General features: G+C 73.3%; 24 protein-coding genes. 17 read left to right on the forward strand and 7 right to left on the reverse strand.

The genetic code is table 11. The features are described 5' to 3' along the window. Positions 1 to 24 precede the first annotated feature (24 nt). The 3 genes from KAK07_RS08070 to KAK07_RS08080 form a co-directional block, all read right to left on the reverse strand. Positions 25 to 1,182, reverse strand: a complete 1,158-nt coding sequence (locus KAK07_RS08070) for an ABC transporter substrate-binding protein (RefSeq protein WP_247664286.1) — start codon at positions 1,180 to 1,182, stop codon at positions 25 to 27. Positions 1,183 to 1,248: 66 nt separating this feature from the next. Further along, the gene (locus tag KAK07_RS08075; RefSeq protein WP_210860134.1) at positions 1,249 to 2,016 is read right to left on the reverse strand and encodes a coniferyl-alcohol dehydrogenase; all 768 of its coding nucleotides are present in this window, start codon (positions 2,014 to 2,016) and stop codon (positions 1,249 to 1,251) included. A gap of 20 nt (positions 2,017 to 2,036) precedes the next feature. Then, a complete protein-coding gene (locus KAK07_RS08080; protein ID WP_210860136.1) occupies positions 2,037 to 3,515 on the reverse strand; it encodes a benzaldehyde dehydrogenase in 1,479 nt (492 codons plus the stop codon). Positions 3,516 to 3,775: 260 nt separating this feature from the next. Here KAK07_RS08080 and KAK07_RS08085 point away from each other — a divergent pair, with 260 nt between their 5' ends. Then, positions 3,776 to 5,536, forward strand: coding sequence for a sigma-54-dependent Fis family transcriptional regulator (locus KAK07_RS08085; protein WP_210860138.1), 1,761 nt, complete (start codon positions 3,776 to 3,778; stop codon positions 5,534 to 5,536). Here KAK07_RS08085 and KAK07_RS08090 read toward each other — a convergent pair whose 3' ends face one another. Then, positions 5,537 to 6,979, reverse strand: coding sequence for an aminotransferase-like domain-containing protein (locus KAK07_RS08090; protein ID WP_210860140.1), 1,443 nt, complete (start codon positions 6,977 to 6,979; stop codon positions 5,537 to 5,539). A 112-nt stretch (positions 6,980 to 7,091) separates the two neighbouring features. Here KAK07_RS08090 and KAK07_RS08095 point away from each other — a divergent pair, with 112 nt between their 5' ends. The 5 genes from KAK07_RS08095 to KAK07_RS08115 are packed head-to-tail and all read left to right on the forward strand — an operon-like array spanning position 7,092 to position 11,340. Next, positions 7,092 to 7,709 carry a LysE family translocator gene (locus KAK07_RS08095; protein WP_375141219.1) on the forward strand — a complete coding sequence of 206 codons (618 nt, stop codon included), beginning with the start codon at positions 7,092 to 7,094 and terminating at the stop codon, positions 7,707 to 7,709. Then, positions 7,706 to 8,590 carry a DMT family transporter gene (locus KAK07_RS08100; RefSeq protein WP_210852765.1) on the forward strand — a complete coding sequence of 295 codons (885 nt, stop codon included), beginning with the start codon at positions 7,706 to 7,708 and terminating at the stop codon, positions 8,588 to 8,590. Before KAK07_RS08095 ends, KAK07_RS08100 begins: the two co-directional genes overlap by 4 nt. Before the next feature lies 1 nt (position 8,591). Continuing rightward, on the forward strand, positions 8,592 to 9,302 hold the full coding sequence (locus tag KAK07_RS08105; protein WP_210852767.1) for an aspartate/glutamate racemase family protein: 711 nt from the start codon (positions 8,592 to 8,594) through the stop codon (positions 9,300 to 9,302). Beyond that, on the forward strand, positions 9,299 to 10,510 hold the full coding sequence (locus tag KAK07_RS08110) for an aminotransferase-like domain-containing protein (RefSeq protein ID WP_210860142.1): 1,212 nt from the start codon (positions 9,299 to 9,301) through the stop codon (positions 10,508 to 10,510). Before KAK07_RS08105 ends, KAK07_RS08110 begins: the two co-directional genes overlap by 4 nt. Further along, positions 10,507 to 11,340, forward strand: coding sequence for a PhzF family protein (locus KAK07_RS08115; protein WP_210860143.1), 834 nt, complete (start codon positions 10,507 to 10,509; stop codon positions 11,338 to 11,340). The genes KAK07_RS08110 and KAK07_RS08115 overlap by 4 nt, the downstream gene beginning before the upstream one ends. Before the next feature lie 6 nt (positions 11,341 to 11,346). On the opposite strand, the gene KAK07_RS08120 is transcribed toward KAK07_RS08115, so the two are convergent. Next, on the reverse strand, positions 11,347 to 11,817 hold the full coding sequence (locus KAK07_RS08120) for an Lrp/AsnC family transcriptional regulator (protein WP_210860146.1): 471 nt from the start codon (positions 11,815 to 11,817) through the stop codon (positions 11,347 to 11,349). Positions 11,818 to 11,922: 105 nt separating this feature from the next. Here KAK07_RS08120 and KAK07_RS08125 point away from each other — a divergent pair, with 105 nt between their 5' ends. The 10 genes from KAK07_RS08125 to KAK07_RS08170 all read left to right on the forward strand — a co-directional run bounded on the left by KAK07_RS08125 (position 11,923) and on the right by KAK07_RS08170 (position 21,061). Continuing rightward, positions 11,923 to 13,155, forward strand: coding sequence for a trans-sulfuration enzyme family protein (locus KAK07_RS08125; protein WP_210860148.1), 1,233 nt, complete (start codon positions 11,923 to 11,925; stop codon positions 13,153 to 13,155). A gap of 21 nt (positions 13,156 to 13,176) precedes the next feature. Beyond that, on the forward strand, positions 13,177 to 14,004 hold the full coding sequence (locus KAK07_RS08130; protein WP_210860150.1) for a basic amino acid ABC transporter substrate-binding protein: 828 nt from the start codon (positions 13,177 to 13,179) through the stop codon (positions 14,002 to 14,004). Continuing rightward, positions 14,004 to 14,948, forward strand: coding sequence for a homocysteine S-methyltransferase (mmuM, locus tag KAK07_RS08135; RefSeq protein ID WP_210860151.1), 945 nt, complete (start codon positions 14,004 to 14,006; stop codon positions 14,946 to 14,948). Before KAK07_RS08130 ends, mmuM begins: the two co-directional genes overlap by 1 nt. A 22-nt stretch (positions 14,949 to 14,970) precedes the next feature. After that, complete coding sequence (locus KAK07_RS08140) at positions 14,971 to 15,642, forward strand: VOC family protein (RefSeq protein WP_210860153.1); 672 nt, start codon at positions 14,971 to 14,973, stop codon at positions 15,640 to 15,642. After that, entirely contained in the window at positions 15,642 to 16,199 is a 558-nt protein-coding gene (locus KAK07_RS08145; RefSeq protein WP_247664287.1) for a flavodoxin family protein, read from the forward strand. Before KAK07_RS08140 ends, KAK07_RS08145 begins: the two co-directional genes overlap by 1 nt. A 126-nt stretch (positions 16,200 to 16,325) precedes the next feature. Beyond that, positions 16,326 to 17,012 carry a hypothetical protein gene (locus KAK07_RS08150; RefSeq protein ID WP_210860158.1) on the forward strand — a complete coding sequence of 229 codons (687 nt, stop codon included), beginning with the start codon at positions 16,326 to 16,328 and terminating at the stop codon, positions 17,010 to 17,012. 17 nt (positions 17,013 to 17,029) lie between these two features. Further along, positions 17,030 to 17,902 carry a hypothetical protein gene (locus KAK07_RS08155; RefSeq protein ID WP_210860160.1) on the forward strand — a complete coding sequence of 291 codons (873 nt, stop codon included), beginning with the start codon at positions 17,030 to 17,032 and terminating at the stop codon, positions 17,900 to 17,902. Between the two features lie 86 nt (positions 17,903 to 17,988). Continuing rightward, positions 17,989 to 18,522: a superoxide dismutase family protein gene (locus KAK07_RS08160; RefSeq protein ID WP_210860162.1), complete on the forward strand. Its 534-nt coding sequence runs from the start codon at positions 17,989 to 17,991 to the stop codon at positions 18,520 to 18,522. A 40-nt stretch (positions 18,523 to 18,562) separates the two neighbouring features. Next, complete coding sequence (locus tag KAK07_RS08165) at positions 18,563 to 18,952, forward strand: hypothetical protein (RefSeq protein WP_210860163.1); 390 nt, start codon at positions 18,563 to 18,565, stop codon at positions 18,950 to 18,952. A 99-nt stretch (positions 18,953 to 19,051) separates the two neighbouring features. Beyond that, on the forward strand, positions 19,052 to 21,061 hold the full coding sequence (locus KAK07_RS08170; protein ID WP_247664288.1) for a TonB-dependent receptor: 2,010 nt from the start codon (positions 19,052 to 19,054) through the stop codon (positions 21,059 to 21,061). Here the strand turns inward: KAK07_RS08170 and KAK07_RS08175 are convergent, their stop codons facing one another. Both KAK07_RS08175 and KAK07_RS08180 read right to left on the reverse strand, forming a co-directional pair. Further along, the gene (locus tag KAK07_RS08175) at positions 21,062 to 22,237 is read right to left on the reverse strand and encodes a pyridoxal phosphate-dependent aminotransferase (protein ID WP_210860165.1); all 1,176 of its coding nucleotides are present in this window, start codon (positions 22,235 to 22,237) and stop codon (positions 21,062 to 21,064) included. A gap of 36 nt (positions 22,238 to 22,273) precedes the next feature. Further along, positions 22,274 to 23,332, reverse strand: coding sequence for a serine hydrolase domain-containing protein (locus KAK07_RS08180; protein ID WP_210860167.1), 1,059 nt, complete (start codon positions 23,330 to 23,332; stop codon positions 22,274 to 22,276). A 34-nt stretch (positions 23,333 to 23,366) separates the two neighbouring features. Between KAK07_RS08180 and KAK07_RS08185 the strand changes: the two genes are divergently transcribed. Next, positions 23,367 to 25,265, forward strand: a complete 1,899-nt coding sequence (locus tag KAK07_RS08185; protein WP_210860169.1) for an NAD(P)-binding protein — start codon at positions 23,367 to 23,369, stop codon at positions 25,263 to 25,265. Positions 25,266 to 25,279 lie beyond the last annotated feature (14 nt).

Genomic DNA, 25,279 nt, shown 5'->3' on the forward strand with positions numbered 1-25,279 from the left:
TTCGCCGGACGGGCCGGTGGCCGCTCAGGGCTTCGCCGGTGCACCGGCCTCCAGCTTGAAGCGGCCCTGCTCGATGCGCAGCATCACCACACCGCGCCGGTCGAAGCCGAGGTGGTCGCTGGGCGTGTAGTTCAGGACGCCGTGCGAGACGGCGATCTCCTTCTCGCTCTCCAGCGCGTCACGCAGGGCCTGGCGAAACGCGGGCGTGCCGGGTTGAGCGCGCCGCGCGGCCACCGGCACGATGCGTTCGAGCACCTTCAGCGCGTCGAAGGCATGGGCGCCGAACTGCGTGCGCGAGCCGGGGCCGTGCAGCTTCTCGAAGCGGGTCACGTAGTCCATCGCCACCGGGCGGAACGGGCTGGCCGGGTCGAGTTGCTCGGCCACCAGCACCGGGCCGGCGGGCAGCACCGCGCCGTCCATGGCCTGGCCGCCCACGCGCACCAGGTCGAGCGATCCCGAGCCGTGCGTGTGGTAGATCGGCCCTCGCCAGCCTCGCTCCTTCAGGTTGATCTGCGGCATCGCACCGGCCGAGCCCGCCGCCACCAGCAGCACGGCGTCGGGCTGGGCGGCCACCACCTTCAGGGCCTGCGCGGTGATCGCCGTGTCGGTGGGCGCGAAGCGCTCGGTGGCCACGATCTCCAGCCCGGCCTGGCGGGCCGAGGCGGTGAAGGCCTGCAGCCACATCTCGCCGTAGCCCTCGCCCCAGCCCAGGAAGGCCACGCGCCTGACCTTGTCGGCCACCATGCGGGCGGCCAGCGCCTGCGACATCAGCGGCACTGGCTGCGGCAGCGGAAAGGTCCAGTCGTCGGCACCGCCGGGCCGCGGCGCCGGGGCGAAGGCCAGTTGCACGGTCTTCGACTCGGCGGCCACGGTGGCGATCGAGAACACCCCGGGCACGCCCGAGGAGCCCAGGATCACGTCGGCCTTGTTCTCGGTGACGAAGCGGCGCGCGTTGCGCACCGCTGCCGCCGGATCGGAGGCGTCGTCGAGCACGATCAGCCTGACCGGCTCGCCGGCGATGCGCTCGGGCCACAGCGCCAGCGAGGCCTTCTGCGGCAGGCCCAGCGAGGACAGCGGGCCGGTGAGCGACAAGCTGACGCCGACGGTCAGCTCGGCGTGGGCGGTGATCGCGGTGGCGAACAGCAGCGCGGCGACGCCCAGGCGTCGGATGTCATTGAACATGTGTGTCTCCGTGGTCATGGCTCCGCCTCGCCGCAAGGTGCGGCGGGCGGAATCCTCAGGGTGGGATCAGAGGTAGGTCGACGCGAGGCCGCCGTCGACCGGCAGGTTGATGCCGCTGACCCAGCGCGAGGCATCGCTGCACAGGAAGGCGATCACCGGCGCCACCTCGTCGCTGAAGGCCGGCCGCTTCATGCGGTGGGCGTCCTGCTGCACGCGCTCCTGGCCCAGCATCTGCACGAAGTCGCCCAGGATGGGCGTGAACACCGGGCCGGGCGCCACGCAGTTCATGCGCACGCCGCGCTCGAGGAAGATCTTCTGCGACTGCGTGATGGTCCAGACGATCAACGCCTCCTTGAAGTACTGGTAGCAGCTCTCCTGCGCCACCGGGTGGTCGCGCAGCCAGTGCGCGCCTTCGGCAAAGCTCTGGGTGGCGCCCAGCGCGCGGTGCAGTTCCAGCCGCGCCGGCCACTCCGCGCCCAGGATGGACGAGATGTTGACCACCGAGCCGCCCTCGCCCATGCGTGGCAGCACCGCCTGCGTCAGGTGGCGCAGGCCCAGGTAGTTGACGCGGGCGACCAGCTCGGCCGGCGCGGTGCCCGGCACGCCGGCGATGTTGGCCAGCGCGTCGATGTGCGCGGGCAGCTGGGCCACGGCGGCGTCGATGGCCGCCGGGTCGCCCAGATCCACCTTGACAAAGCCGTCCAGCGTCAGCGTCGGGTCGTGGCGGTCCAGGCCGATGACGCGCGCGCCGCCCTGGCGGGCCAGTTTCGCGACATCGGCGCCGATGCCCGAGCAGCAGCCGGTGACCACGAGGGTCTTGCCTTGCAGATTCATGGGGTGTTCCTGGTTGATCGTCAGAAGGGGAAGGCCGGCGGTGCGGCCTTGAGGGTGAGCCACTGCCAGCGCGTGTACTCGTCAATGTCCGCCGGGCCGCCCACGGCGCTGCCGTTGCCGCCCAGGCCTGGACCGCCGAAGGGGTTGGTGCACTCGTCGTTGACCGTCTGGTCGTTGATGTGGACCATGCCGGCGTTGAGCTGCTCGCCAATCGCCATGGCCCGCGCCACGTCGCGGCCGATCACCGCGGCCGCCAGGCCGCCCTGGCTGGTGTTGGCCAGGGCCACGGCCTCCTCGTCGCTGGCGAAGCTGACCAGGTTGACCACCGGGCCGAAGGGCTCCTCGTCGAAGGCGCGCATGCCCGGCTGGACGCCCGACAGCACGGTCGGGCGGTAGCACAGGCCCTCGTGGGTGCCGCCGGCCTCCAGCGTCGCGCCCTGCGCCACGCTGTCCTTCACCACGCTGTCGAAGCGCTGCAGCTGGCGGGCGTCGATCATCGGGCCCAGGGCCACCTGGCCGCTGGCGCCGTCGCCCACCGGCAGGTGCCGGGCCTTGCCCACCAGGCGCTCGCGAATGCCGGCGGCCACCGCCTCGTGCACCAGCACGCGGTTGCTGGCCATGCAGATCTGGCCCTGGTGGAACCAGGCCCCGAAGGCGGCGGCACTGGCCGCGGCGTCCAGGTCGGCGTCGTCCAGGATGATCAGGTTGTTGGCCCCGCCCAGCTCCAGCGAGACCTTCTTCAGGTGCCGGCCGGCCAGCTCGCCGATGCGCCGCCCCACCGCGGGCGAGCCGGTGAAGGCGATCATCGGCACGCGCGGGTCCGTCACCAGGGCCTCGCCGGCCTCGGCGTCGCCCGGCAGCACCTGCAGCAGGCCGTCGGGCAGCCCGGCGTGTTTGAACGCCTCGGCCATGATCACGCCGCCGGACAGCGGGGTGCGCGGATCAGGCTTGAGCACCACCGCGTTGCCCAGCGCCAGCGCCGGGGCCACCGAGCGGATGCCCAGGATCAGCGGGAAGTTGAACGGCGAGATCACGCCCACCACGCCGTGCGGCACGCGCCGGGCGATCGACAGCCGCCCCGGCACCGAGGGCAGCACCTGGCCCTGGGCCTGCATCGGCAGGCCGGCGGCGATCTGGCAGATCTGGATCGCCTCCTTCACCTCGTGCTGGCCCTTGGGCACGATGCCGCCGGTCTCGCGGGCGATCAGCAGGGCCAGCTCGTCGAAGTGCGCCTGCAGCCACTGCGCCGCGCGCAGCAGCACCGCGGCGCGTTCACGCGCCCCGGTGGCGACCCAGTCGCGCTGGGCGGCGTGGGCATGGCCGATCGCCTCGTTCATGTCCTCGGCATTGGCGATGCCGGCGTGCGTCAGGACCGCGCCGGTGGCGGGCTCGTGCACGGCGCGTGCACCGCCGCGCGCGGGGCGCCATTGGCCGCGGTCGAAAACGTGGCCACTGGCCGGGGCAGCGTCGAACAGGCTGAGGGTCTCGGGGGCTCCCATGGTCGGGTCTCCTGGATGGTGGAAGGGGATGCAGCCGGGCAACCGGCCCGTGCTGCTTTGCAAACCGCAGGCCCTGCGGCATGCCTGGCCGCCGCGCGGGGGCGCCAGGGTGTCGGCGCTTCCGAGGTGAACTCCGGACTTTCCCGGCCCCCCAGGCGGGGCTCCGCGGCACATCCGGCGATCAGGATTAACCCTGATCAGGGCTTGATGTATTGATCAGGTCAAGCCCACACTGGCGCCCTTTGCCTGCTGAAATCCGCATGCCCAAGCCCCCGTCGTCCCGCGTGTCCCTGGCCGAGGTCTCGCGCCGCACCGGCGCCCTGATGCGGCGCGGCGACGCGGCCGCCGTGCAGGACCGGCCGCAGCTGTCGGACATCACCGAGTGCCTGTTCTTCTCGCCCGGCGACGGCCGGATCTGGCTGAACGACCAGCGCATGGTGCTGATGCACACCCGCTCGCTGGGCACGCTGCGGCGCGAGCTGATCGACACGCTGGGGTTGGAGCGCGCGCGCGGGCTGCTCACGCGCACCGGCTACCAGTCGGGCGAGCGCGACGCGCAGCTGGTGCGCGAGCGCTGGCCCGACGGCGACCTGACCAGCGTGTTCATGGCCGGCACGCGCCTGCACGCGCTGGAGGGTGTGGTGAAGGTCGAGCCCGTGGAGTTCGAGATCGACCCCGAACGCGGCCACTACCACGGCGAGTTCATCTGGCACCACTCGACCGAGGACGACGAGCACATCAGCGCCTACGGCGTGGGCACCGAGCCGGCCTGCTGGATGCAGCTGGGCTACGCAATGGGCTATGTCACCGGCATGATGGGCTGCCTGGTGGTGTTCCGCGAGGTCGAGTGCCGCTCGATGGGCGCCTCGCTGTGCCGCGTGATCGGCAAGACCGCGCAGGCCTGGGGCGATGTGAGCGAGGACCTGCGCTACCTGAATGCGCAGGACTTCCTGGCCACCCGCTCGCACGGCAGCGCGCCGCGCGCGGTGCTGGGTTCGACCGCGCTGGCCGATGGCAGCGGCGACGGGATGGTGGGCGTGTCCTCGGCCTTCAAGGCCGCCTGCCACATGCTCAGCCGGGTGGCACCCACCCGGGCCACGGTGCTGTTCACCGGCGAGTCCGGCGTGGGCAAGGAGATGTTCGCCTCGACGCTGCACCGCATCAGCCCGCGGCGCGAGCGGCCCTTCGTGGCGATCAACTGCGCCGCCATCCCCGAGGCGCTGGTGGAGTCGGAGCTGTTCGGGGTCGACCGCGGTGCGTTCACCGGTGCCAGCGCCTCGCGCCCCGGGCGCTTCGAGCGCGCCGATGGCGGCACGCTGTTCCTCGACGAGATCGGCACGCTCAGCCTGGTCAGCCAGGGCAAGCTGCTGCGGGCGCTGCAGCAGGGCGAGATCGAGCGCGTGGGCGGCACCCGCGCGATCCCGGTGGATGTGCGGGTGGTCGCGGCCACCAACGTGGACCTGCGCGCCGAGGTGCAGGCCGGGCGTTTCCGCGAGGACCTGTTCTACCGGCTGGAGGTCTACCCGATCCACCTGCCGCCGCTGCGCGAGCGGCGCGAGGACATCCCGCTGCTGCTGAGCCATTTCCTGCATGTCTACGCGCAGCGGCACGGCCGGCGGCTGGCCGGCTATGCGCCGCGCGCCGTGCGCGCGCTGATGGGTTACGCCTTTCCGGGCAACATCCGCGAGCTGCAGAACATGGTGGAGCGCGGCGTGATCAGTGCCGACGAGGGCGGCGTCATCGACCTGCCGCACCTGCTGCGCAAGGAGCAGCTGGGCGAGGGCACGCTGCTGTCGCTGGGCGCCCATGGCGCGCTGGCCGAGGCCGCGCCGGCCGAGCCGGCCGCCAGCCTGTTCGAGCGCGTCGCCGGACCGCAGGCCGACGCGATCGACCTGGCGGCGGTGGAGCGGCAGCTTTTGGCCGAGGCGGTGGCGCGCTGCGAGGGCAACCTCAGCGCCGCCGCGCGCCAGCTGGGCCTGAGCCGCGCCCAGCTCGCCTACCGTCTGCGCCGCGGCGGCTGATCAGCGCCGCTGCCGCACCCTCGCATACGCCCGCCAGAACCCCGCATCCTGGCTGGTCGCGAAGTTGATGCGCATCAGCGTGGTCGGCTGCCGCCGGGCATGGAACAGGTGGCCGGGGGCGAGCAGCCAGCCGTCGTCGTGCATGGCCTGGGCCAGGGCTTCGGTGTCGGTGCCGGTGTCCACCCAGCCGAACAGGCCGGCGGGTGGCGTGACGAAGCGGCAGCCGTGGGCTTCGGCCAGTTGCACGGTGCGCAGGCGGGCGCCGTCCAGGCGCTGCACCACGCGCTCGGCATGGCGGCGCAGCGCGCCCTGCTCCAGGCACAGCGCCATGGCCTGCTCCAGCAGCGCGGGCGTGGTGAGGGTGGACAGCAGCTTGGTGTCGACCAGGCGCTCCACCAGCGTCTGCGGTGCGGCCAGGAAACCCACGCGCCAGCCGGGCGACAGGATCTTCGAGAAGCCTGAGACATAGAGCGTGCGCTGCAGGCCGTCCAGCGCCGCCATGCGCGGCAGGTGCGGCGGCGCCAGGTGGGCGTAGGTGTCGTCTTCCACCACCCAGAAGTCGTGCGCCTCGGCCAGCTTCAGCACCTGGTGGGCGGTGCCCAGGCTGAGCGAGCCGCCGGTGGGGTTGTGCAGCACCGACACGGTCACGTACAGGCGCGGCTGGTGGGCCTGCACCAGCGCGGCCATCACCGCCAGGTCGGGGCCGTCGGGTGTGCGCGGCACCGGCAGCAGCCGCACGCCCAGCTGCGTCAGGCGGGCGTATTCCACCGCCCAGGCGGGCTCATCCACCAGCACCGCGTCGCCCGGGCGCAGCAGGGTGCGCGAGATCAGGTCCAGCGCATGCGTGGCGCCGGTGGCGGTGATGATCTGGCGCGGCTCGGCGCGCACGCCGAAGTCGGCCAGGCGCACCGCCAGCGCGTGGCGCAGTCGCGGATCACCGGACGGGTGGCCGTACTGCAGCGCGGCCACCGGGTCGGCCTGGGTCAGCACGCGGCGCAGCGTGCTGGTCAGCAGCGGCAGGTCCAGCCAGTCGGGCGGCAGGGTGCCCAGGCCGGGCGCAGGGCGGTCGCCCGCACCCGCGAACATGCCGCGGATCAGTGCGGTGGCATCCACCGGCGGCGTCAGCGCGGGGGCGCTGCTGGGTGTGGCGGGGCGGTGCTGGGCGTCGCGCACGAAGAAGCCGCGCTGGCGGCGCGCTTCCACCAGGCCCTGGGCCAGCAGCTGGTCATAGGCGGCCACCACGGTGTGCGGGCTGACGCCGTGGCGGCGCGCGCATTCACGCACCGACGGCAGGCGCGCGCCAGGCGCCAGCAGGCGCTGGCGGATGCGCTCGGTGAACTGCGCGGCCAGCTGCTCGGCCAGGGTCTGGCCGGCGTGGCGGGCCAGGGTGCCGGGGCTGGCGGGCGGCGGGGCGGTGGTGGGATCGAACTCGCGGGCGGCCATGATGAATCAGGGAGAACCCGCGCTGTAGCGATCGGCCGACCGATACAGATCATGCGGGTGCGCTGGACAACTGTACTGGTACTGTATTGGTAGGCTGCCTACACTGTCCAGCATGGACGCGCTGCCCTGGACCGACTTCATCGCCCTGCTGGGCGTGGTCACGGCCATGGCCTTCACGCCGGGGCCCAACACCATGCTGTCGGCCGCGCTGGCGGTGAACCGCGGGCTGCCGGCGGCGCTGCGCTTCTGCCTGGCGGTGCCGGTGGGCTGGTGCCTGATGCTGCTGGCCTGCGCGCTGGGCCTGGGCGCGCTGATCCAGGCCTGGCCGGCGCTGCGCGGCGCCATCACCGTGGCCGGGCTGGGCTATCTGCTGTGGCTGGCGGGGAAGCTGTGGCGCAGCGGAGAGCTGGGCGAGGCCGACGCGGCGCGGCTGCAGGTGGGTTTCTGGCAGGGCGTGGCGCTGCAGTTCGTCAACATCAAGGCCTGGATGGCGGCGCTGATGGTGGTGGCCGGCTGGGTGGCGCCCGGCGCGGCCGAAGGCTTCTGGGCCCGGCTGGCGGTGGTGCTGCCGGTGATGGCGGCCTATGCCTTCGCCAGCAACGCCAGCTACGCGCTGCTGGGCGGCCTGCTGCGCGGCTGGCTGGCCCGCGGCGCGCGGCTGCTGTGGTTCAACCGCACGATGGCGCTGCTGCTGCTGGCCACCGCTGTGTGGATGGCGAGGACGGCATGAACTCGGCCAACAAGGGGTTGATGATCGGCGCGCTGGGCGTGCTGATCTTTGCGATGACGCTGCCGATGACGCGGCTGGCCGTGGGCCCGCTGGAGGCGCCGCAGCTGCCGCCGGCCTTTGTCACCGCGGGCCGCGCGGCCGGCGCGGGGCTGCTGAGCGTGGTCTACCTGTGGGCAGTGGGCGCGGCGCGGCCGCGCGGCGCACAGTGGGGCCTGCTGGGCGTGAGCGCGCTGGGCACGGTGCTGGGCTTTCCGCTGGGGCTGGCGCTGGCGCTGCGGCAGGTGCCGTCGATGCATGCGGCCGTCATCACCGGTCTGCTGCCGCTGGCCACCGCGGCCATCGCCGCGCTGGCGCTGCGCCAGCGCGCGTCGCTGGGCTTCTGGGTCTGTGCGGTGCTGGGCTGCGCGCTGGTGCTGGCCTTTGCCGCCTTTGAGGGCGGCGGCGCGTTGGTGGCGGCGGACGGCTGGCTGCTGATGGCGATGCTGTGTGCCTCGGGCGGCTATGTGGCGGGCGCACGCCTGACCGCGCAGATGCCGGCCGAGCAGGTGATCAGCTGGGTGCTGGTGATGAGCCTGCCGCTGACGCTGCCGGCCGCGGCCTGGAGCGCGCCGGCCAGCTTCGCCAGCGTGCAGGCGGCGTCCTGGGGCGCCTTCGCCTATGTCACGCTGTTCTCGATGTGGTTGGGCTTCTTCGCCTGGTACCGCGGGCTGGCGCTGGGTGGCGCGCTGCGGGTGAGCCAGGTGCAGCTGATCCAGCCCTTCCTGTCGCTGCTGCTGGCGGTGCCGGTGCTGGGCGAGGCGCTCAAGCCCTCGACGCTGGGGTTTTCAGTGGCGGTGATCGCCGTGGTGTTCGTGGGCAAGCGCATGCCCGTGGGGAGATGAGATGAGGACGATGGGGCTGCTGGGCGGCATGAGCTGGGAATCGACCGCGGTGTACTACCGCCTGATGAACCAGGGCGTGGCCGCGCGCCGCGGCGGGCTGCACAGCGCGCCGCTGCGCCTGGCCAGCGTGGACTTTGCCGAGGTGGCCGCGCTGCAGCGCGCCGGCGCCTGGCAGCAGGCGGGCGAGCTGCTGGGCCGCACCGGCGCCGGGCTGCGCGCGGCGGGCGCGCAGGCGCTGCTGATCGCCACCAACACCATGCACAAGGTGGCCGACACCGTGGTGCGCGAAAGCGGCCTGCCGCTGCTGCACATTGGCGATGCCACCGGCCAGGCGCTGCGCGCCGCGGGCGTGCGCCGCGCCGGCCTGCTGGGCACGCGCTTCACGATGGAAGACGGCTTCCTGGCGCGCCACCTGAATGAGGGCTACGGCATCGACGTGGCCGTGCCGGCCGAAGCTGACCGCGCCGAGGTGCACCGCATCATCTTCGACGAGCTGTGCCGCGGCGTGCAGCACGACTCGTCACGCGCCACGTTCGCGCGCATCATCGGTGCGCTGGCCGAGTCCGGCTGCGACGCCGTGATCCTGGGCTGCACCGAGATCTCGCTGCTGGTGGACCCGGCGGTGCCCGGCTGGCCCGTGCCCCTGTTCGACACCACCGCGCTGCATGCGCAGGCCGCGGTGGACTGGATGCTGCAAGAGGAGACCGCATGAACTCGATCTGGACCCTGGCGCGCCGCGCCGACCGCCTGAACCCGTCGATCATCCGCGAGATCCTCAAGGTCACCGAGCAGCCCGGCGTGCTGTCGCTGGCCGGCGGCCTGCCCTCGGCCGAGACCTTTCCCATCGAGGCGATGCGCGAGGCCTGCGCCCAGGTGCTGACCGACACACCGAAGGAAGCGCTGCAGTACGCCGCCAGCGAGGGCTACGGCCCGTTGCGCGAGTGGGTGGCGGCCACGCTGAACGCGCAAGGCCAGCAGGTGAACGCGGCGCAGGTGCTGATCACCACCGGCTCGCAGCAGGGCCTGGACCTGGTGGCCAAGGTGCTGGTGGATGCCGGCGCGCCGGTGGCGGTGGAAACGCCCACCTACCTGGGCGCGCTGCAGGCCTTTGCGCCTTTCGAGCCGATCTTCGCCAGCGTGGCCAGCGACCACGAGGGCCCGCTGCCCGGCGCGATCGAGGCGCTGCGCCACGACGCACCCGGCTGTCGCTTCCTCTACGTGCTGCCCAACTTCCAGAACCCCTCGGGCCGGGTGATGCCCGAGGCGCGCCGTCAGGCGGTGGTGGCCGCGGCGCAGGCCGCGCGCGTGCCGCTGGTGGAAGACAACCCCTACGGCGACCTGTGGTTCGACGCGCCGCCCGCGCGCCCGCTGGCCGCGCGCTGGGCCGAGGGCACGGTCTACCTGGGCTCGTTCTCCAAGGTGCTGGCGCCGGGTCTGCGCCTGGGCTATGTGGTGGCGCCGCCCGCGCTGCACCCCAAGCTGCTGCAGGCCAAGCAGGCGGCCGACCTGCACACGCCGGGCTTCAACCAGCGCGTGGTGCACCAGGTGATCAAGGACGGCTTCCTGGACCAGCACATCCCCACCATCCGCGCCCGCTACCGCGCCCAGCGCGACGCCATGGCCGCCGCGCTCACCGAGCACCTGCCCGCCGGCAGCGAGTGGAGCGCGCCGCAGGGTGGCATGTTCTTCTGGGTGCGCCTGCCCGCCGGCTGTCACGCGATGGCCATGCTCGACAGCGCAGTCCATGCCGGTGTGGCCTATGTGCCGGGCGAGGCCTTCTACGCCCATGCGCCCGACCGCCGCACGATCCGCCTGTCCTTCGTCACGCTGGGGCCCGAGGAGATCCGTCAGGCGGTGGCGCTGCTGGGCGGCGTGATCCGCCGCCACCTGAACGAGGAACTGCAGGAGGACACGCCGTGATCCACCGCTTCACGCAGCTGGATGTGTTCACCGCGGTGCCGCTGCGCGGCAACCCGCTGGCCGTGGTGCACGACGCCGACGGCCTGAGCGACGCGCAGATGGCCGCCTTCGCGCGCTGGACCAACCTGAGCGAAACCACCTTCCTGCTCGCGCCCACCCAGGCCGAGGCCGACTACCGCGTGCGCATCTTCACCCCCGGCGGCGAGCTGCCCTTTGCCGGCCACCCCACGCTGGGCAGCGCCCACGCCTGGCTGGCCGCCGGTGGCGATGCCAAGCGCCCGGGGATGGTGGTGCAGGAATGCGGCGTGGGCCTGGTGCGCGTGCGGCGCGACGGCGCGCGGCTGGCGTTTGCGGCGCCGCCGCTGCGGCGCAGCGGCCCGGCCGATGTCGACACCTGCGCCCAGGTGGCCGATGCCCTGCGCGTGCGGATGGACGAGTTGCTCGCCGTCGAGTGGGTCGACAACGGCCCCGGCTGGATCGCCGCGCAACTGGCCGACGCGGATGCCGTGCTGCGCCTGCAACCCGACTTCGCCGCGATGCGCGGCCTGAAGCTGGGCGTGGTGGGCGCCTACCCGGCGGGTGCCGAATGCGCCTTCGAGGTGCGGGCCTTCGTGCCCGGCCTGGGCGTGCCCGAGGACCCGGTCACTGGCAGCCTCAACGCCGGCCTGGCGCAGTGGCTGATCGGCAGCGGCCGCGCGCCGGCGCGCTACGTGGCCTCGCAGGGCCTGGCGCTGGGCCGCGCCGGCCGCGTGCACGTGGCACAGGACGGCGACACGGTGTGGATCGGCGGCGATGTGGCGCCGTGCATCAGCGGCACGGTCAGCCTCTGACGTCCCTCAGGCAATCGGCAGCGCCAAGCTGCGCTTGAGCGGCTCGATCACCACCTGGGTGGTGATGCGGCTGATCTGCGGCACCTCGGCCATCAGGCGGGCGCACAGCGCGTCGTAGGTGGGCATGTCGGACGCCAGCACCACGGCCACCAGGTCGGCCTCGCCGGTCACGTACCAGGCCTGCTGCACCGCCGGCTCGGCGGCCAGCCAGGCCTTCAGCCGCGGCAACGCGGCGTAGTTGTCGCGGCCAATCGTCAGGCCGGCGATCAGCGTCAGGCCGCGGCCCATCACCGCGGGGTCGAGCACCGCCACCTCGGCCTGGATCACGCCGCGCTCGCGCAGCCGCTTCAGGCGCCGCTGAACCGCCGACGCCGACAGGCCGATCTCGGCCGCCAGCGCCTCGGCCTTGCAGTGCGCATCGGCCTGCACGCGGGTCAGCAGGTGGCGGTCGAAGTCGTCCAGCTCGGGCAGGCTCATCGGCGCGCAGTCTAGCTGCGTCCGCGGGTGGCCTGCTGCGGCCAGACCGCATGGGTGGGCCTCGCTTTGCGGCCGCGCCGCGCACGCGCCGCCGACACTGCCGCGATGTCCGACCGACCCGCCGCCGACCCCGCCTGGGGCCTGGCCACCACCGCGCTGCACGCCCACCTGCAGCCCGACGCCGCCACCGGCGCGATCCAGCCGGGCATCGCGATGTCGGTCAACCACCTGTTCACGCCGGGCGAGGCCGCCTTCTCGGCCCAGGGTGTGGACGATCTGGCCCAGCTGCCCTACCTCTACGCCCGCTGGGGCAACCCCACGGTGCGCCAGCTGGAGCAGCGCCTGGCCGCGCTGGAAGGCGCCGAGGACGCGCTGGCCACCGCCACCGGCGTGGCTGCGGTGGCCGCCGTCTGTTTCGGCCTGCTGCGCGCGGGCGACCATGTGCTGCTCAGCGACGTCTGCTATGCCGGCGCGCAGGAGCTGGTGCGCACGCTGCTGCCCGACTTTGGCGTGGCGGTCAGCGCCGTCAACCTGTCGGACCTGGACGCCGTGCGCGCCGCGATGCGGCCCACGACGCGGCTGGTCCATGCCGAGACGCCCTGCAACCCGCTGCTGCGCCTGACCGACCTGCGCGCGCTGGCCGACATCGCGCATGCGCACGGGGCGCTGCTGTCGGTGGACTCCACCCTCGCCACGCCGGTCTTCAGCCGTCCGCTGGCCCACGGTGCCGACCTGGTGCTGCACTCACTGACCAAGTTCATCAACGGCCATGGCGACGCGCTGGGCGGCGCGGTGATCGGGCCACGCGCGCTGATCGCCCGGCTGCGGGCGCGGGCCGGCGTGTACCTGGGCGCCACGCTGTCGGCGCACAACGCCTGGCTGATCCTGCGCGGCATCGACACGCTGGACGTGCGGCTGCGCCGCGCCGCCGAGTCGGCCGGCCAGATCGCGCGCTGTCTGCAGACCCACCCGGCCGTGCGCACCGTCACCTGGCCCGGCCTGCCCGACCACCCGCAGCATGCGCTGGCGCAGCGCCAGATGCCGGGATTCGGCGCGGTGCTCACCTTCCAGGTCCACGCACCCGGCCCGCAGGTGGCCCGGCGCCTGGCGCGCCATCTGCGCGTGGCGCACTACGCCTTCTCGCTGGGCCACCAGCGCAGCCTGGTGGTCTGGCTGGGCACCGACGAGATGCTGGCCAGCAGCTACCCGCTGCAGGGCGCCGCGCTGGCCGACTACCGCCGCTTTGCCGGCGACGGCGTGTTCCGCCTGAGCGTGGGCCTGGAAGACCCGGCCGACCTGATCGCCGACCTGGACCAGGCGCTGCGCGCCACCGATTGAACGTTCACCCCAAGGACCCCCATGACCCTGCTGTTCCCTGCCACGCGCCGCACCTGGCTGCACGCCACCACCGCCCTGGCCCTGGCCACCCTGCTGGGCGCCTGCGGCCAGCGCGAGGCCGCCACCACCGCGGCCGCACCGGCCCCCGCCTCGGCCGCTTCGGCACCCGAGCGCGAGCTGGTGGTGGGCACCGACGCGGTCTACGCGCCCTTCGAGTACCAGGACGAGAAGGGCCAGATCGTCGGCTTCGACATCGACGTGCTGCGTGCCACCGCCGAGGCCGCCGGCCTGCGCGTGCGCTTCGTCAACACGCCCTGGGAGGGCATGTTCAACACCCTGCTGCAGGGCGACCGCGACGTGCTGGTCTCGGCGATCACGATCACCGACGAGCGCCGCCAGACCATGGCCTTCAGCGCGCCCTACTTCGACGCGGTGCAGTTGATCGCCGTGCCCAGCGCCTCGAAGGTGGCGCACTTCGCCGACCTGAAGACCCTGCGCGTGGGTGTGCAGACCGGCACCACCGGGGACGAGGCCGCGTCCCAGCTGATGGGCAAGACCAACGCCAGGCTGCGCCGCTTTGAATCGACGCCGCTGGCGCTCAAGGAGCTGGAGTCCGGCGGCCTGGACGCGGTGGTGGCCGACAACGGCGTCATCGCCCACTATGTGGCGAACAACGGCGGCACGCGCTTCCGCGCGGTCAGCGACCCGGCCTTCGTGCCCGAGCAGTACGGCTTTGCGCTGCGCCCGGCCGACAGCGCGCTGCGCGAACGCCTGGACGCCGGCCTGCGGGCGATCCGCGCCGATGGCCGCTACGATGCGATCCACACCCGCTGGTTCGGACCGAAGTGATGACCCTGCGCCCCGACCCCATCGCCGCCTGGCTGGCACGCCGGCCCCACCTGGTGCTGGACGGCGCGCTGGCCACCGAGCTGGAGCGCCGCGGCGCCGACCTGCGCGATGCGCTGTGGTCGGCGCGCCTGCTGATCGAGCAGCCCGAGCTGATCCGCGCGGTGCACCTGGACTACTTCCGCGCCGGGGCCGATGTGGCCACCACCGCCAGCTACCAGGCCAGCTTCGAGGGCTTCGCGCGGCGCGGGCTGTCGCACAAGGATGCGGCGGCGCTGATGCGCCTGTCGGTGCGCCTGGCCACCGAGGCGCGCGACCAGGCGATGGCCGAGCGGGCCGCCGACGATGCCCGGCCCGCGCCGCTGGTGGCCGCGTCCGTCGGCCCCTACGGCGCGGTGCTGGCCGACGGCTCCGAGTACCGCGGCCACTACGGCCTGGACGAGGCCGCGCTGATCGCCTTCCACCGCCCGCGCCTGCAGCTGCTGGCCGCCAGCGGCGCCGACCTGCTGGCCTGCGAGACCATTCCCTGCATCGCCGAAGCGCGCGCGCTGGCGCAGCTGATGGACGAGGTGGGCACGCGCGGCTGGATCAGCTTCAGCGCGCGCGACGGCGGCCACGTCTGCGAGGGCGACACGATCGAGGACGCGGTGGCCGCGGTGCAGGGTGTCGACAGCGTGGTGGCGGTGGGCATCAACTGCACCGCGCCGCAGCACGTGGCCGAGCTGCTGGCGCGCGCCCGCACCCGCACGGCCAAGCCGCTGCTGGCCTACCCGAACGCCGGCGAGACCTGGGACGCCCAGGCCAAGCAGTGGCTGCCCTCGGCCGAGTGCGCGCACCGGCCATTCGACGAGATGGCGATGGACTGGGCCGCCGCCGGCGCGCGCCTGATCGGCGGCTGCTGCCGCACCGGGCCGGCGCAGATCGCGGCACTCTCCCGGCGCTGGTGAGGCCCGGCGGCACAATCGCCGCATGCAGCACACCGAAGTCGACCATCTGGTGGTCGCCGCCGCCACGCTGGCGCAGGCCGCCGCCTGGGCCGAGGCCACGCTGGGCGTGACGCCGCAGCCCGGCGGCCGCCACGCGCTGATGGGCACGCACAACGCACTGCTCGGCCTGGCCGGCAGCGTGTACCCCCAGACGTACCTGGAGCTGATCGCGATCGACCCCGAAGCACCGGCGCCCGGCCGCGCGCGCTGGTTCGGTCTGGACGATGCCGCGCTGCAGGCGCGCCTGGCGGCCCAGGGCCCCGAGCTGGTCGGTTTCGTCGCCCGCTCCAGCATGGTCGACATGCACCGCTGGGGCCTGATCAACGCGCACTTCCAGCCCGGACCCATCCTGTCGGCCAGCCGCGAGACGCCCGAGGGCACGCTCAGCTGGAAGATCGTGGTGGCCGACGACGGCCGCCCGCTGGCCGGCGGCGCGGTGCCCACGCTGATCCAGTGGACCGGGCCGCACCCGGCCACGCGCATCGCCCCCAGCGGGCTGGACCTGACAGCGCTGACCGTGCGCGGCCTGCCCGATCTGGCGCACCAGGTGCTGCGCCTTCGCCCGCTGACCCGCGCCGCGCTGCCCGGCCCGGCGCTGGAAGCCACGCTGGCCACGCCGCGCGGCCCCGTCACCCTCGCCACCCACGTCGCATGATGGATCGACACCTTCTGTTCCTGGTCGCCAGCAGCCGCGAGGCCGGCCACATCGGCAACACCGAGGCGCTGGCGCGCCACGCCGCCGAAGCGCTGCCCGCCGGCACCCGCCAGACCTGGCTGCGCCTGGCCGACCTGGCGCTGCCACCGTTTGTGGATCAGCGCCACACCGTGGGCCAGTACCCACCGCCGGAGGGTGGCCTGAAGACGCTGGCTGATTCCCTGCTGGACTGCACCGATCTGGTCGCGGTCAGCCCGGTCTACTGGTTCAGCATCCCCGCGCCGCTGAAGCTGGCGCTGGACCACTGGAGCGGCCTGCTGCGCGTGCCGGGGCTGGACTTCAAGGCACGCATGGCGGGCAAGCGCTTCTGGGTCGTCTCGACCAGCGGCCACCGCGCCAAGGCCCAGCCGCAGTTCGACAGCCTGGCGCTGTGCGCCGAGTTCATGGGCATGCGCTGGATGCCGCCCCTGTGGGGCCCCGGCGGCGCGCCGGGCATGGTGCAGGGCGATGCGGCACTCTGGGCCAGCGCCCGCGATTGGCTGACGGCAGTGGCCTGAGCGCGCGCAGACGCCTGCGGGTGGGCACCAATGCCGCCGCTGGCGCGGCTTGGTAAAGTCTGGATACACATGGGCGCCGCCACACGCAGCAGCGCCTTGTCCATTGACCCACCTCCAGGGAGTTCCATGTCGCGTTTGATGACCGCGGCGGCCGTGATGGTCGCCGCCCTGCTGTCTGCTTGTGCCTCGAAACCGCAATTGCCTGTGCCGCTCAATGACGCGGCGATCAAGGCCACCGACGCCCGCATCGGCGTGGTGATGGCGCCGCTGCCCAAGGCCGATACCTTCTTCCCCGGCGCCGACTGCCTGCTGTGCATCGCCACGGCCTCGGCCGTCAACAGCAAGCTCACCACCCAGGCCCAGACCCTGGGCGCCGAGGACCTCGCGGCGCTGCACAAGCTCGCCACCGAAGCCATCGGCAAGCGTGGTGGCCAGGCCGTGACGCTGGTCGCCCCCATCCAGCCCGAGGAGCTGCCCAAGCTGGACGGCGACGTCCCCAACCGCGCCCGCCGGGACTTCAGGGGCCTGGCCGCACAGCACCAGGTCGATCGCCTGCTGGTTGTCGAGATCAAGCAGCTGGGCTTCCTGCGCCCCTACGCCGCCTACATCGCCACCGACGCGCCGCGCGCCGTCGTCAAGGGTACGGCCTACCTGGTCAACCTGAAGACCAACGAGTACGAGTGGTACCTGCCGATCGATGTGGCCAAAGGGGCGGCCAATTGGGATCAGCCGCCTGCCTACCCGGACCTGACCAACGCGTACTACCAGGCGATCGAGTTGGCCAAGGACGCGGTGCTGACCCCGCTGCGCTGAGCATGGCGAGCCTCCTCATGGGGCGTTGGCGCCTCGTGCTGGCGGGCGTGTCGGTGGGTGTGCTGGCGACGCTGTCCACTGCGGCGGCCGCGGCGCCCGACCCGGCCACGCCGGCGCGCTGGCCGGTCGCTGCCGGCCAGTGGACGCTGCAGTTGCCCAAGGACCTGCAGCGCCTGGAGTTCCATGGCGAACTGAACGTCGACCAGGGCGCCGCCGGCGGCGGCGCCATGATGTACCCGGCGCCCAGCCTGGCGGGCTTCCTGGCCGCTGTGCTGACCCACGCCGCCCTGGTGGAGAGCAGCAAGTCGGCGCAGCGCGACAAGGCGCTGGCCGAGGCGGACCAGACCCTGCAGCCGCTGGCGCCGGCGCTTGAGGCCCTGTCACCGACCGCACTGTCCGCGGCGGTCGCCCCCCTGCTTGGCGCGGCGCCACAGCCCGCCTGGCAGGTGGAGGTGGCGCCCGTCTATGTCTTCAGCCGCGACCTGCGCAGCCTCAGTGTGGAGAGCCATCTTCTGCTGCGGCGTGCCGCCGCCGACGAGGTCCTGGCGCGCACGGCGGTGCGGGCCACCGCAGCACCGCTGGCCGCCGAGCGCGTACCCGCCGGCTGGACGGACAACGACGGCCAGGCCCTGCGCCAGACCGCTGCGCAGCTGCTGGTGCAGGCGGTCACGGCTGGGCTCCGGTCGCTGGCCGGTGACTGGGACCAGGCCACGGCGCCGCAACGCACGGTGCGTTACCCCTTCGGTGGGGGCGAGCGCATCGAGCGGGTTCAGGTGCTGGAGAGCCGCTGCGAGGGGGCCGTGGTGCGCCACCTGCGCGGCGATCTGATGGTCATCCCCTGGCGGGATCCGTCCCGTGCGGGCGAGTGCCCGCCCAGCGATCGCCCTTGAGCAGCCGGGGCCGAGGGGCCCGCCGGATGGTCGCGGGCCCGCCCTGGCGCCTATAGTCAGCCTTCAGCCCTCACCTGGAGACCACCGTGCGACTGCCCATCCTGCCTACCCTGAGCCTGCTTGCCGCAGCCCTTGTCCTGCCCGGCTGCGCGATGCACGGCCCGGCTCACACGGGCCCGGCCGCCGTGGCCACGCTGGCCCCCACCGCCGGCAACGCCACCGCCGGTCAGGTGATGTTCCACGAGATGGGCGGCCACCTGATGGCCCATGCCCGCATCACCGGCCTGAAGCCTAATGCCGAGCACGGCTTCCACCTGCATGAGAAGGGCGACTGCTCGGCGCCCGATGGCACCAGCGCCGGGGGCCACTTCAACCCCACCGGCCAGCCGCATGGCCCGCAGGGCGCGGCGCACCACGCCGGTGACATGCCGGCGCTGAAGGCCGATGCCAATGGCGTGGCCGACGTGCACTTCCACCTGGACGGCCCGACCATCGCCGCCGGGCCCGCCAGCATCATCGGCCGCAGCGTGATCGTCCACGCAATGCCCGACGACTACACCACCCAGCCCACAGGCAACTCGGGTGCGCGCATCGCCTGCGGCGTGATCGCGGCCCGCTGAGCGCAGCACCCTCCGCGCGGATCAGGCACACTTCCGGCCGATGACCCGACTGTCCTGGACCCGCCTGTGGCACCAGCGCCTCGCCGCGCTGGCGCTGGGGGCGTTGCTGGGTCTGCAGGGCATCGGCCTGTGGCACGGCATTGCGCATGCGCTGCCGGGGGTGCAGCAGACTGCTGGCACAGCGGCCTCCTCGGCCGCTCACTTCGCGGCCCACGGCGCGAACGGCCACCACGGGCACTGGGGCCACAGCGCCGGCGATCTGGCCTGCGAGCTGCTGGACCACCTGGCCCAGGCCACACCGCTGGCCGCCGCGCCCTTGGCGCTGGCATCGCCGCCGCTGCCAGCGGCGGCACCTGACACGCCCGCCCCGGCAGGCCGCGCGGCCGACACCCCGTCGGCCTTCCTCGCCCGCGCCCCCCCGCGGGGCTGAACGTTCCCACCGTCATCCGCTGCCCTGGCCGCCAGGCCTGGGCAGTGCCATTGCTGTGGCCCTGCCCGCTCGCGGGCTGGCCGAACGTTCGAGTCCTTCATGCGCCTCACCCTGATTGCTGCCGCCTGCGTCGCGGCCGGGCCCGCCTGGGCCCAAGACGCCACCACCGCCACCCCCTCCCAACAAATCGTCGTCACCGGCAACCCGCTGCGCCAGGCCGACCCGGCCGCCCCGGCGTCGGTGCTCAGCGACGAGGCCCTGGCCGTGCGCCGCAGCAGCACGCTGGGCGAGACGCTGGACGGCCTGCCCGGCGTGGCCGCCACCGGCTTCGGCCCCAACGCCAGCCGGCCGGTGATCCGCGGCCAGGACGGCGACCGCATCCGCATCCTCAGCAACGCCGGGGCATCGCTGGATGCGTCCAGCCTGAGCTTCGACCATGCGGTGCCGCTGGACCCGCTGGTGATCGAGCGCATCGAGGTGCTGCGCGGCCCGGCCGCGCTGCTGTACGGCGGCAGCGCGCTGGGCGGCGTGGTCAATGCGATCGACAACCGCATCCCGAAGTCGCCGCTGGCACCGCTGTCGGGCGCACTGGAGTTGCGCGGCGGCGGCGCGGCGCAGGAGCGCGCGCTGTCAGGCCTGGTCGAAGGCGGCGCCGACGGCCTGGCCTGGCATGCCGACGCCTTTGCCCGCCGCACCAGTGACCTGGCGGTGCCGCGCTTCACGGTGGACGGCGACAGCCGCACCCGCGTGCTCAACTCGGCCAGTGACGCCACAGGCGGTGCGCTGGGCCTGTCCAAGGTCTGGGCCGACGGCTACGCCGGCGCCAGCATCGACACCTACCGCAACGACTATGGCGTGGTCGTCGAGCCCGATGTGACGATCCACATGAAGCGCGACAAGCTGGCGCTGGCCGGTGAGTGGCGCGCGCTGGCGGGCCCGATCAGCACCGTGCGCGCGCAGGCGGCCTTCACCGACTACCAGCACCAGGAGGTGGAAGGCAGCGGTGCCGTGGGCACCACCTTCGCGACGAAGGGCGGCGACGCGCGCGTCGAGGCGGTGCAGGCCAGCACCGCGCTGGGCGCCGGCCGGCTGGACGGCGCCTGGGGCCTGCAGTGGGAGCGCGCGCGCTTCTCGGCGCTGGGCGAGGAGGCCTTCGTGCCCAGCACACTGACGCAGCAGCTGGCGCTGTTCGGCCTGCAGCGCTGGAGCCTGGGCAAGGACCTCAGCGTCAGTGCCGGCCTGCGCGCCGAGCAGGTGCAGGTCGATTCCGACGGCGATGCGAATGGTGGCACGCCGCGCTTTGGCGCGCCGCAGCAGCGGCACTTTCACCCGCTGAGTGCCTCGCTGGCGGCCAGCTGGGGTCTGGGTGCCGGCTGGCAGGCCACCGCCAGCCTGGCGCGCTCGCAGCGTGCCCCCACGTCGTACGAGCTGTACGCCGATGGCGTGCACGCCGCCACCGCGGCTTATGAGCGCGGCAACCTGAACCAGGCGCTGGAAAGCGGCCGGCAGTTCGACCTGGGCCTGGCCTGGCAGCAGGGCCCCCACAGCGCGCGCCTGAGCGTGTTCCACAGCCGCTTTGCCAACTACATCGCGCTGGCCGCCACCGGCACCGACTTCACCACCGACGAGGGCGAGGTGGTGCCGGTCTACGCCTTCACTGGCGTGCCCGCCCGACTGCGCGGCCTGGAGGCTGAAGGCCGCTGGCAGGCCTGGTCCCAGGCCGGCCAGACACTGACGCTGGAAGCCCAGGCCGACCTGGTGCGCGGCGAGCGCAGCGACACCGGCGAGCCGCTGCCGCGCCTGGCGCCGTGGCGCGTGTCCGTGGCGGCCGACTGGCAGACCGGCCCCTGGGGCCTGCGTCTGGACGTGCAGCACGCCGCGCGCCAGGACCGCGTGGACGCCAACGACACGCCCACCCCCGGCTGGACCCTGGCCCACCTGCGCGCCAGCTGGACCACCCGCCTGGCCGGCCACGACACGGTGGTGTTCGCCCGCATCAACAACCTGGGCAACACGCTGGCCACCTCGGCCAGCGCCATCCCCACGGTGCGCGCGCTGTCGCCGCTGCCGGGACGCAGCGTGGCGGCCGGCGTGCGGGTGGCATTCTGATCAGCGCAGCGCCGAGGTGAAGGCGGCGATGCGCCGCATCGCCTCCTGCAGCCGCTCCATCCCGGTGGCATAGGTGAAACGCACCCAGCGGTCGCGCTCGTGCACGCCGAAGTCCAGGCCGGGCACGACGCAGACGCCGGCCTCGTCGAGCAGGCGGTTGGCGAAGACCTCGCCGCTCAGGCCCCAGCGCGAGACATCGGCGTAGACGTAGAAGGCGCCGTCGGGCTCGGTGGGGATCTCGAAGCCCATCGCGCGCAGCGCCGGCACCACGTAGTCGCGCCGCTGCGCGAAGGCCTGGCGGCGCTGCTCGTAGATCGCCAGGCTCTCGGGCTCGAAGCAGCCCAGCGCGGCGTACTGCGCGGTGGCCGGCGGGCAGATGAACAGGTTCATCGCCAGCTTCTCGGCCTGCGGCACCAGCGCCTCGGGCAGCACCAGCCAGCCCAGGCGCCAGCCGGTCATGCAGAAGTACTTGCTGAAGCTGTTGATGACGATGACGTCGTCGCCCAGCGCCAGCGCGCTCCTGGGCGTGGGGCCGCCGTAGGTGAGCTGGTTGTAGATCTCGTCAAACACCAGAAAACCGCGCCGCTCGCGCACCGCGTCCAGCACGCGCTGCAGCGCCTCGGGCGCGATGGTGGTGCCGGTGGGGTTGGAGGGCGAGGCCAGCATCACGCCGCGGGTGCGCGGGCCCCAGTGGGCGCGCACGTCGTCGCCATCGAGTTGGAAGCGCTGCCCGGGACCGGCGGGGATCAGCCGTGTCGTGCCGTCGAAGGCGCTGACGAAGTGGCGGTTGCAGGGGTAGGTGGGGTCGGGCATCAGCACCTCGTCGCCCACGCCCACCAGCAGCGCGCAGGCCAGCTGCAACGCGCCCGAGGCACCGGCGGTGACCAGGATGCGGCTGGCCGGCACGTCCAGGCCGTGCACGCGGCGGTAGTGCGCCGAGATGGCCTCGCGCAGCGGCGTGATGCCGCTGTACGAGGTGTAGCGCGTGCGGCCCTCGGCCACCGCCCGGTTCAGCGCCTCGACCACTGCGGGCGGCGCGGTGAAGTCGGGCTCGCCCACGCTCATCTGGATGATCGGCCGGCCTTCGGCGGCCAGCGCGTCGGCGCGGCGGAACAGCGCCATCGCGTGGAAGGGGTCGATGGCATCGACGCGGGCGGCGGTGGGATAGGGCAGCATGCGCGGCTCCAAGGTGAGTTGTCGGGGCTCCGGCGCTCAGGGCCAGAGCAGGTTCATCCAGTCGGGCGCCGAGGTGTCGGCATCCTCGTCGCGGTTACTCAGCACCAGCAGGGCCTCGCCGGTGGCGGGGCGGCGCAGGCACAGCGCGCGAAAGCCGGCGTAGGCGCCACCGTGGAAGACCACCTCGTGTCCGCCTCGCGGCAGCACCTCCACGCCGAAGCGGTAGCTCTGGCCGGGTGGCGCAAAGCGGGTGTCGTCGGCCATGGCGCGCGCCAGCAGGCTGTGCGGGCCGCGCGCCTGCCAGTCGGCCAGCCAGGCGGCCTCGGCGCGCTCCAGATCGGCCAGTGTGGACCACAGGCCGCCGTCGCCCCAACTGGCCAGCGGCACTGGCTGGTCGCGCCAGGCGCCGGCGGGGTCGCGGGCATAGCTGCGCGCACGGCGCGGCAGCACGCGCCATGGATCGCGCTCGAAGCCGGTGTCGCGCATGCCCCAGGGGCCGAAGAAGCGCTGCTGCGCCAGCTCGGCCAGACTGAGCCCGCTGAGCTGCTGCAGCCGCTCGGCCAACAGCACGTAGTTGCTGTTGCTGTACTCGTGGCGCTCGCCCGGCGTGAAGTGCAGGCCGCCGCTGCGGGCGATCAGTGCCAGTGCCTGCGCCTGATCCACCAGATCGTTCTCGTGGTGGGCCAGTTGCGCCTGCCACAGCGACAGGTAGTCGGGCAGGCCGGTGGTGTGGCGCAGCGCATGGCCGATACGGATGGGATGGTCCATCTCGGCCAGCGCGGGCAAGTGGGCGCGCAGGTCGTCCATCAGGTCCAGCTGGCCGTCGGCCACGGCCTGCAGGACCAGCGCCGAGACCCAGGGCTTGGCCTCGGAGGCCAGGTAGCAGCGGGTGTGTTCGGTCAGCGGGGCGTCCCACTCCAGGTGCGCGCAGCCCTGAACGCGGCGGCGCAGCACACGGCCGTGCTGCAGCCAGGACAGTGCGAAACCCGGCGCCGACGGCGAGGCGGCGCGATCGGCCAGCACCTGGTCCAGCCGCGCCAGCAGCGGCGACGGATCGGACAAGGGATGGGGCGGTGGCACGGTCTCGGGCAGCATGCAGGCTGGTTTCCAACACGGACTGTGCATTGTCATGGACGGCGCCCACCCCATCACCCGCCGCGATCTGGTTCATGGTGCTGCCCTGGCGGCGCTGGGCGGTGCTGCCCAGGCCCAGGGTCTGGCCGGCCAGACCGACGCCGACAACGCCACCGCCCACGCCTGGCGCGACCAGCCCAACCGATGGGACGACCAGGCCGCGCTGCGCGACGAGGACGAGCCCGACCTGCTGGTGGTGGGCGCGGGCATCAGCGGCCTGGCGGGCGCCTGGTGGTTCCGCGAGCACGCGGGGCGGCCGGTGACGATCCGCGTGCTGGAGGCCGCCAGCGAGCTGGGCGGTCATGCGCGCCGCAACAGCTTCACCAGCCGCAGCGGCGCCACGCTGATCGGCTACGGCGGCTCGCAGTCGCTGGACTCGCCCTCGCTGTTCTCGCCTGCGGTGCATGCGCTGCTGCGCGGCGTGGGCATTGATCTGCAGCGCTTCAACAGCGCCTTCGACCACCGCTGGCACCAGCGCCACGGGCTGACCGGTCATGCGGTGCATTTCGGCCGCGCCGACTGGGGCCAGGCGCGCACCGTGCTGCGCGCAGCGAACGAAGCGCCGGCCGCCTGGCTGGCGCGCACGCCGCTGGGCGCCACCGCGCAGCGGGTGCTGGCGCGCTTGTTCGATGAGGCCTCGAGCCACGATCCGCTGCCCGGCCTGCGCACCCGGGCCGCACGTGCCGGCGTGCTGGCGAGGCAGACCTACGCGCAGTTCCTGCGCCGCGGCTGGGGCGCCGACGACGAGACGCTGCGCTGGTTCCAGGTGTCGACGCAGGGTTACTTCGGCGTGGGCATCGACGCCACCACGGCGCTGGACGCCTGGGCCGCCGGCCTGCCGGGCTTCCAGTCGCTGGACCTGGGCGAGCGGCCGTTTGCCGCCAACTCGCCCAGCGGCCGGCAGCTCAGGCTCAGCACCGACGACTACATCCACCACTTCCCCGACGGCAATGCCGGTGTGGTGCGGGCGCTGTTGCGCGCGCTGTTGCCCGCCGCGCTGCCCGGCGCCGAGGGCATGGACGGTCTGGTTGATGCACCGCTGCTGAGCGAGCGCCTGGACGAGCCTGGCCAGCCGGTGCGCATCGGCCTGCGCCACACCGTGGTGGGCCTGCGCCACCGGGGTCCGCCCGGCCCGGCGCAACGCGTGGAGCTGCGCTACCTGGACCCGCAGGGCCGGCTGCGCAGCGTGCGGGCGCGCCAGGTGCTGCTGGCCTGCTGGCACCGCGTGATCGCGCGGCTGACCGACGAGCTGCCGGCGGCCCAGCGCCGCGCGCTGGACGACCAGGTCAAGGTGCCGCTGCTCTACACCAATGTGCTGCTGTCGAACTGGCGCGCGTTCCAGGCCGCGGGGGTGTCGGGCATCCGCGTGGTCGATGGCTTCTGGGGCGATGTGGCGCTGGACTTTCCGGTGGCGCTGGGCCGTCAGCGCCCGCCCGCGTCGCCGGATGAGCCGATCCTGCTGCACCTGGGCAAGGTGGTGGTGCCGGGCGGCGGTGGGTCGGCGCGCGAACAGGCGGCAGCCGGCCGCAAGCAGCTGCTGGCCTGGGACTTCAGCTTCATCGAGGGTCAGGTGCGCACACTGCTGGACGAGGCACTGGGCGCGCATGGCTTTGACAGCGGGCGCGACATCGAGGCCATCACCGTCAACCGCTGGGCCCACGGCTATGCCTACGAGTACATGCGGCCCTGGGACGCGTACTGGCCGCGCGGCCCGCTGCCCTGCGAGACCGCGCGCCGCGGCTGGGGCCGGGTGGCGATTGCCAACAGCGACGCTGGCGCCTACGCCTATGCGCACAGCGCGATCGACCAGGCCACGCGCGCGGTGCAGGAGCTGCTGCCTGCCGCCCGCCTGCCCGAGTGGCGGCGTTTTCCAGGACCGGCGATGCCGACCTGACAGTCTGGGGATGT

This window comes from Ideonella alba (genome assembly GCF_018069875.1).
GTDB lineage: Bacteria > Pseudomonadota > Gammaproteobacteria > Burkholderiales > Burkholderiaceae_C > Ideonella > Ideonella alba.